Below are 6867 nucleotides of genomic sequence, written 5' to 3'. Positions count from 1 at the left end.
TACTACTGTGTCATAAACTTGACTTCCTGTTTTGATCGCGTCATGCTGGGGGTATGGCTGATTCCAAGCGTGTCGCCGGCGGTCGTTGGGATGAGTATGTTGCGCGGTTGAGCGGCGTCATCGGACATCGGGACCGCGAAGAGCCGCTTCGGGCTTACCTCGCGGGCTTGCTGTTGCCGGGCGAACGCAAGAGCGTGGAGCCAATGGCGGCCCGACTCGATCCGCGTCACGTGTCGGCTCGTCATCAGTCGATGCACCATTTTATCTCGGGTGCGGCATGGAGCGATGACGAGGTCCTTCGGGTGGCGAGAGACTATGTCCTTCCGCTGATGGAGCGCCATGCCCCGGTGGGCGCCTGGATCGTGGATGATACGGGAATGCCCAAGAAGGGCGTGCACTCGGCGGGGGTGTCCCGCCAGTACTGCGGGGTTCTGGGTAAACAGGAGAACTGTCAGGTGGCGGTGACGGTCTCGCTGGCCAACACGGTCATGAGCGTCCCCGGGGCTTATCGGCTCTATTTGCCGGAGACGTGGGCGAAGGACCACAAGCGACGCAACGCCGCGGGGGTGCCGTCAGACATTGTATTCCGGACGAAATGGGAGATCGCCTTGACGCAGATTGACGATCTTCTGGCCGACGATCTTCCCCGCTCCCCGGTGTTGGCGGATGCGGGTTACGGGAATGTGACGGAGTTTCGGGAGGCGCTTTGCGCTCGCGGTTTGCGTTACGCCGTCGGCATCAACCCGGAGACCCGCGTCTGGCCGCCGGGTATCGAGCCGCTGCCGGCGAAGCCGTCGACCGGTCGCGGGCGCCCGCCACGTTTATTAAGGCGAGACGCCGGGCACCGCCCCGAATCGGCCGAGGCCTTGGCGCGGTCGTTGGGCGACGACGCATGGCGCACCGTTCGCTGGCGCGAAGGAACCCGGGGAACGATGTCGTCCCGATTCGCCGCCGTTCGCGTACGGGCGGCGCATCGCGATTATTGGAAAGCCGAGCCCCGGGAGCGGGAGTGGTTGGTGATTGAATGGCCCCCTCGCGAGAAAAAACCCGCAAAATACTGGTTGTCCACCGCTCCGGAAACGACGGAGATCGACGATCTCGTCCGTCTCATCAAGCTGCGTTGGCGAATCGAACGCGATCACGAGGAAATGAAACAGGAACTCGGGCTCGATCACTATGAGGGTCGCGGATGGCGGGGGTTCCATCATCATGGGGTCCTATGCGTCGCGGCCTACGCCTTCCTCGCCGCCGAACGCGCGAGGCTTTCCCCCCCAGAGCCTTTGGCCTTCCTCAAAGCGGCTCCCTTACCCAAGAGTTTTCGACCACGGGGCTCTCCCGATACGGTCAGAACGTCACAACCCCGCGTCCATCGCGACGATACGCATTGAATGCGCACGTATTCTCACGCATACTCTCCCCCACTGCCCTTGGTGCGGGGGAAAATGTTTATGACACAGTAGTACTACCGGGCGATCGCTTTGAATGGAAAAAGTTACGTTGAAATTCTCACCGCCTCCGGGCGGCTTTATTCGCTCACGTCGTTCGAGGATCCGACGGCGAACTGGACTGAGCCCGCATCGATCGATCCGAGCGATTTGTCTGAATTCTTCGTTGCGGGGGCCGTACCCTCAACGCGGTCTGATAGAGAGTCTCGTATCGTCTCAGCCCGCTACACCAACCCGTGCGGCACGACGAGCCGCCCGTGGCTCGGGAACTGCGTCGATATCGGCGACACACTGCCGGGCAACGGCTGCATGGCGTGCGAGATGGAGGGCGGTTTCGCACAGTTTCTGCCGATCGCGAACGGAATGGTTTGCGGAAATGACGGACGCTATTGCAACGGCGCGGAGGAATGCAACGCGGGCCTATGCCTGCCTTCGGGCAACCCCTGTACGTATCCGCAACTGTGCATGGAACGCGACGAGGAGTGCGTCGAGCCGATTCCGATCGGCCAGGCCATGCCCGACGACGCGGTGCCGACCACGCTCACGGCCAAGACCTCGGTGACGCCGGACGTCAACGAAATGATGCTTCGCGAGTGGATCAATCACGCGAAAGCCGAGGCGGAAGGTGAAGCCTTCGACCCCGCTTGGGACGATACGGACTGGTCGCTTCTCGACCTCGACGCTGAGCCTACGACGTCGGCCACCTCGGCTTCGGTCCACCGCGAGACGAATGACGAAGACACCGGCGGCTGCGGCATGTAGCGAGCGGCCCCGCCACCCGCGCGGCGCATGGGCTTGCGCGATGCGCCGTTTTTCTTCGCGTGTGTTTGTGTTAGCTTGCCGCGCATCATGCGTTTCGAGGGCCGCGAGCTGCGCATCCTGCTGATTCTGGACGCCGTGCTGACGGTCGTGTTCGTTCTCGCCGTCACGGTCTTCGACGTGGCGGTGCGCGCGGCCGTCGTCAACTACCTCATCGTCGGTTTCGCCCTCTTCGTCGTTTTCATCGCAATCCGTTTCGCGCAGAGTCGGGGGCTCGTGCCGCGCGGTGTGCCGATTCGTCCAATGCGCCCGGCCGCGGAGGCGGCGGGAACGTCGGACTTTTTGTTCGGCGCGCGCGACGCCGCCGCCGAGGCTGCCGCCAAGGAGCGCGTGATCGAGGACTATCTCGAAACCGCGCGCTCGCTGATTCAATCGGAGCGGTTCGAGGAATGCGCCGACCTGCTGCAAAAGGCGCTGGAGTCGGACGCGGGCAACAGCCGTCTGCTCAATTCGCTCGGCATCTGCCTCGGCCGTTTGATGCGTTACGAAGAGGCGATCCGCGCCTATCAAGGTTCGATCGAGTCGGACTACGACAACGCGGGCGCGCACTTCAACCTCGCCGTCGCCTTCGAGCACGCCGAGCGCATCCCCGAGGCCGTCGGCCAGTACCGCCGCTACCTGAAGATCGCCGAGGTGCTGGGCGAACCCGAAGACATGATGGAGCGCGCGCGCGACCGACTGCGTTTCCTGCGCAGCCCCAAGGAGCGCGAATGACGCGCGCGGAAGACATCGACGCCGCCGCGCGGATGCTGCACGCGTCGAAGGTCGCCGTGGCGCTCACCGGCGCGGGAATCTCGGTCGATTCGGGCATTCCCGATTTTCGCAGCTCGGGCGGGCTGTGGGAGCGATTCGACCCGATGGAGTACGCCACCATCGAGGCGTTCGTCTCGTCGCCGCGCAAGGTGTGGTCGATGCTCTTCGAGATGATGGACGTCGTGGAATCCGCGCGCGCGAACGCCGGCCACACGGCCCTCGCCGAGCTCGAAGCGATGGGGCGGCTCGACGCCATCATCACGCAGAACATCGACAACCTGCACCAGGCGGGCGGCTCGCGCCGCGTGATCGAGTTTCACGGCAACAGTCGCCGCCTCGTGTGCCTGCGTTGCGGACGCGAATACGCGGCGGAGCAGTTCGCCGCGTTGCGCGACATGTCGCCTCCGCCGCCGCCCGAGTGCCGCGAGTGCGGCGCGATCCTGAAGCCCGACGTGGTGCTCTTCGGCGAGGCGATCCCCGAACGCGCCGCGCGCGATGCGGCGATCATGGCGGCTTCGTGCGACGTCATGCTCGTCATCGGCACCAGCGCGATGGTGTACCCGGCGGCGGGACTGCCCGTCACCGCAAAGTCACGTGGCGCGAAGATCATCGAAATCAACCTCGAGCCCACGCACCTGACCGGCACGCTCGCCGATCTGACGATCATGGGCGGGGCGACGGACGTCATCCCCGCGCTCGTCGAACGCGTCCGCGCGCTCGGCTGACGCCGCCCTCTTTCGCAAACAAAAGGAGTTTTCCATGGCCGCGAAACCCGCTCCCCTCCGTCTCGATTTTTCCGGTTGGCTTCGGCACGAGGTCACGCGCGACGCGCTGCGTGCGATGGATGCCGACGCCCACCGCGTACGCGACCAAATCACGTCCGACATCGAATCGGGGCGAATGGATTTCACGAAACTCCCCGCCGACAAGAAGCTGCTGCGCGCGTCGGTCGATCTCGCGGACAAGCTGCGCGCGGGGATCGACGACGTGGTGGTGTGCGGGATCGGCGGATCGGCGCTCGGACTTCTCGCGCTCACGAACGCCCTGCTCCACCCGCGCTATAACGAGTTGCCCGCGGCGAAACGCGGCGGACCGCGCTGGCATGTGCTGGACAACGCCGACGCCGACGCCGCGGCAGCCTGCCTCGATCTCGTGAATCCCAAAAAGACGCTCGTCGTCGTCATCAGCAAATCGGGCGGCGGCGGCGAAACCAGCGCCAACTTTCAGGTGATGCTCGAGGCGCTCGTGGCGGCGCACGGGGGAAGTTTCGACAAAGCGCTGCGGCGCCTCGTCGTCATCACGGACCCGGAGAAAGGCACGTTGCGCGCGTTCGCGGACGAGCACGGCGTGGCGTCGCTGCCGATTCCGCCGGGCGTCGGCGGGCGGTTCTCGGTGCTCACGCCGGTGGGGATCTTTCCCGCCGCGCTGCTGGGCATGGATGTCGCCGCGCTCGTCGCGGGCGCCGGGGCGATGCTGAAGCGCTGCCGCACGGAAGATCCGTGGGCCGATCCCGCGATCACGGCGGCGATTCTGCTCGATCTGCACTACCGCGCGCGGCGGCGCACCACCGTCTTCATGCCGTATGCGAACAGCCTGTGGCGCACGGCCGACTGGTTTCGCCAACTCTGGGCCGAGAGCCTGGGCAAGGCGGTCGATCGCGACGGCCGCGCGGTGCACGTGGGCATGACGCCGATGGCCGCGCTCGGCGCGACCGACCAGCACAGCCAGGTGCAGCTCTTCACCGAGGGCCCCGACGACAAGACGTACCTGTTCGTGCGCACACGCGCGTCGCGCGACGTGACGATTCCGCCGGCGCGCTTCGCCCCGGAACCCTACGGATTCCTCGACAACCGAAACATGGACGAACTGCTGAATACCGAGGGCGACGCGACCGAGGCCGCGCTCGCGCACTTTGGGCGGCCGACGGCGCGCATCACCCTCGCGCGCACCGACGCGCACGGGCTCGGGCAACTCTTCATGTTTCACGAAATGCTCACGGCGAGCGTGGGCGCGCTGTGGAAGATCGACGCCTTCGATCAGCCGGGGGTGGAACTCGGCAAGATTCTCACGCGCTTCGGCATGGGCGTGGACGCGGCGGGCGATACGGTGATCGACGCGGCGAGCGGCACGCGCGCACGGGATTTGCTCGCGGCGACCGGCGAAGGCGACGGGGCGCTGGTCTTCTAGCTGGACTCCCACATCATGTGGGCACAGCCGGGGGCGGCTGTGCCACATGACCCACCAGAGCCCAAGTATCGGCGCGGGAAACAGGCGCCCTCGCCTGTTCGTATCCCCCACAGACCGACCGTTGCGGGGCTGGGCCGCACAATCCCATTCACAGCCCCTCGCCGATCACCGGCGCGCCGCCGAAACACGCGGACGACACGGTCTGGCACGTCGCCTCGCGCACGCAGTTGATGCGCAGCTCCGTCCACGCACCCGCGCACGACTCCCCGCAGGCGATCTGGTCCGGCGCGGCGATGACGCCGCAACCCGCGAGCTTCGAGCAGGCGTCGGCGCAGTCGGGCTCGTTCGCCACGGTCGGCAAGCCGGGGGCGATCAGGCAGTCGTTGATGCCGCCGCAATCCGTGGCCATCAGGCACTCGCGTTCCTCGTCGGTGAAGTCGACCTTGCAGGTGTCCACGCACGGCGGATATTGCAGCGGGTCGAGCTCGCCGCATTCGACAAAGAACGCGCACAATTCGGCGCACTGAATGCCGGGGTCGGAGAAACACTCGCCCGCCTCGTCGCACGTCATGCTGTCGGCGAGGCAAACGGTGAGTTCGTCGTCCCACTGCTCGTCGCACGTGGCCAGGCACGACGACTCGGTCATCGCCTCGAGTTCGCAGTCGAGCACGCGGTCGCACGCCGACACGCACATGGCGTCGGGAAGGCGGCCCTCGACGCACACGGCTTCCATCTCGTCGCAGTCGTAGGCGAGCACGCAGTTGCGCAGCGACGCACCCATTTCCTCCTCGCACATCTGCGTGCATTCGCCAAAGTCTCCGTCCACCGCGCCGCACCGGTGCAGCTTGTCGCACACCGCGGGGCACGGGTCCTCGTCGGTCCAATCCACGCACTCATATCCCTTTTCGCAGGGCGACTCGGCCAGGCACGCGCGCTCGGCGTCGCTCCAGTCGTCGAGGCACAGTTCCACGCAGTCGGGTTCGTCGAGATCGTTCCACACGCAGTCGGCGATGTGCGCGCAAACGGCACGGCATTCGGCCAGATCAGACTCTCCGAAGCATTGTTCCTCGATGCGATCGCATGAGGTTTCCTGGACGCAAGCGCGCGTCCGGGCGTCCCACTCGTCGTCGCACCACGGCACGCACAGCTCGATGTCGGGGACGAGCCCGCACTCGGCGACGTGTCGGCAGGGATCGAGGCATGTGAAGGCGTCCCGGTCCGATTCGCGAGGCGCGGACGCGGGCGTCGGCGCAAAAAGCGCGGCGAGGTCGTCGAGATCCCCGGCCCCGGCGCGAGATTCCGGAGCGAACGGATTGCCGACGGCCCAACCCAAAAGGAACAGGCCCGACGCCGCGCCCAGGACGAGAAGGATCGTCGCGAGCGTGCGCAGGGCGTGGCCGTCCATCGTTCCTCCTTGAGAGGAACATCTTTGGTTCGCACGCCCGGCTGTCAAGCATCCCGCCGATCGCGTCGCGCGTCGGGCACGCGGCACGCCCGGTCGCGCGGCGATCCCGGCGCACCCCTGTGACAGGCGCTCGGAAATCGTGCTATGGTTTTGGGGGTCCTAAATCGATATTCGAATGATGTGCGTTCGCCGGGTTTCATGGCCCGGCGAATCCGGGCCGGCCCGGCCGGTTCCGGGAGGAGAGGTCGGCATGAAATT

Annotated in this window: 6 protein-coding genes; 5 read left to right on the top strand and 1 reads right to left on the bottom strand. The window is 66.1% G+C overall.

Annotated elements, in window-relative coordinates:
• Positions 1-53 precede the first annotated feature (53 nt).
• From IT350_14805 to IT350_14785, 5 genes are all read left to right on the top strand, one after another.
• A complete protein-coding gene (locus IT350_14805; protein ID MCC6159318.1) occupies positions 54-1388 on the top strand; it encodes an IS701 family transposase in 1335 nt (444 codons plus the stop codon).
• 90 nt (positions 1389-1478) lie between these two features.
• Positions 1479-2207, top strand: a complete 729-nt coding sequence (locus IT350_14800; protein ID MCC6159317.1) for a hypothetical protein — start codon at positions 1479-1481, stop codon at positions 2205-2207.
• Between the two features lie 27 nt (positions 2208-2234).
• Entirely contained in the window at positions 2235-2978 is a 744-nt protein-coding gene (locus tag IT350_14795; GenBank protein MCC6159316.1) for a tetratricopeptide repeat protein, read from the top strand.
• On the top strand, positions 2975-3742 hold the full coding sequence (locus IT350_14790; GenBank protein ID MCC6159315.1) for an NAD-dependent deacylase: 768 nt from the start codon (positions 2975-2977) through the stop codon (positions 3740-3742). The genes IT350_14795 and IT350_14790 overlap by 4 nt, the downstream gene beginning before the upstream one ends.
• Positions 3743-3776: 34 nt before the next feature.
• Complete coding sequence (locus IT350_14785) at positions 3777-5204, top strand: glucose-6-phosphate isomerase (GenBank protein MCC6159314.1); 1428 nt, start codon at positions 3777-3779, stop codon at positions 5202-5204.
• Positions 5205-5352: 148 nt separating this feature from the next.
• Here the strand turns inward: IT350_14785 and IT350_14780 are convergent, their stop codons facing one another.
• Positions 5353-6609 (bottom strand): hypothetical protein, encoded by a 1257-nt coding sequence (locus IT350_14780; protein ID MCC6159313.1) that lies wholly within the window; start codon positions 6607-6609, stop codon positions 5353-5355.
• Between the last annotated feature and the right edge of the window lie 258 nt (positions 6610-6867).

Source organism: Deltaproteobacteria bacterium (genome assembly GCA_020845895.1).
Lineage (GTDB): Bacteria > Lernaellota > Lernaellaia > JACKCT01 > JACKCT01 > JADLEX01.
This window is presented reverse-complemented; position numbering and strand designations above follow the sequence as displayed.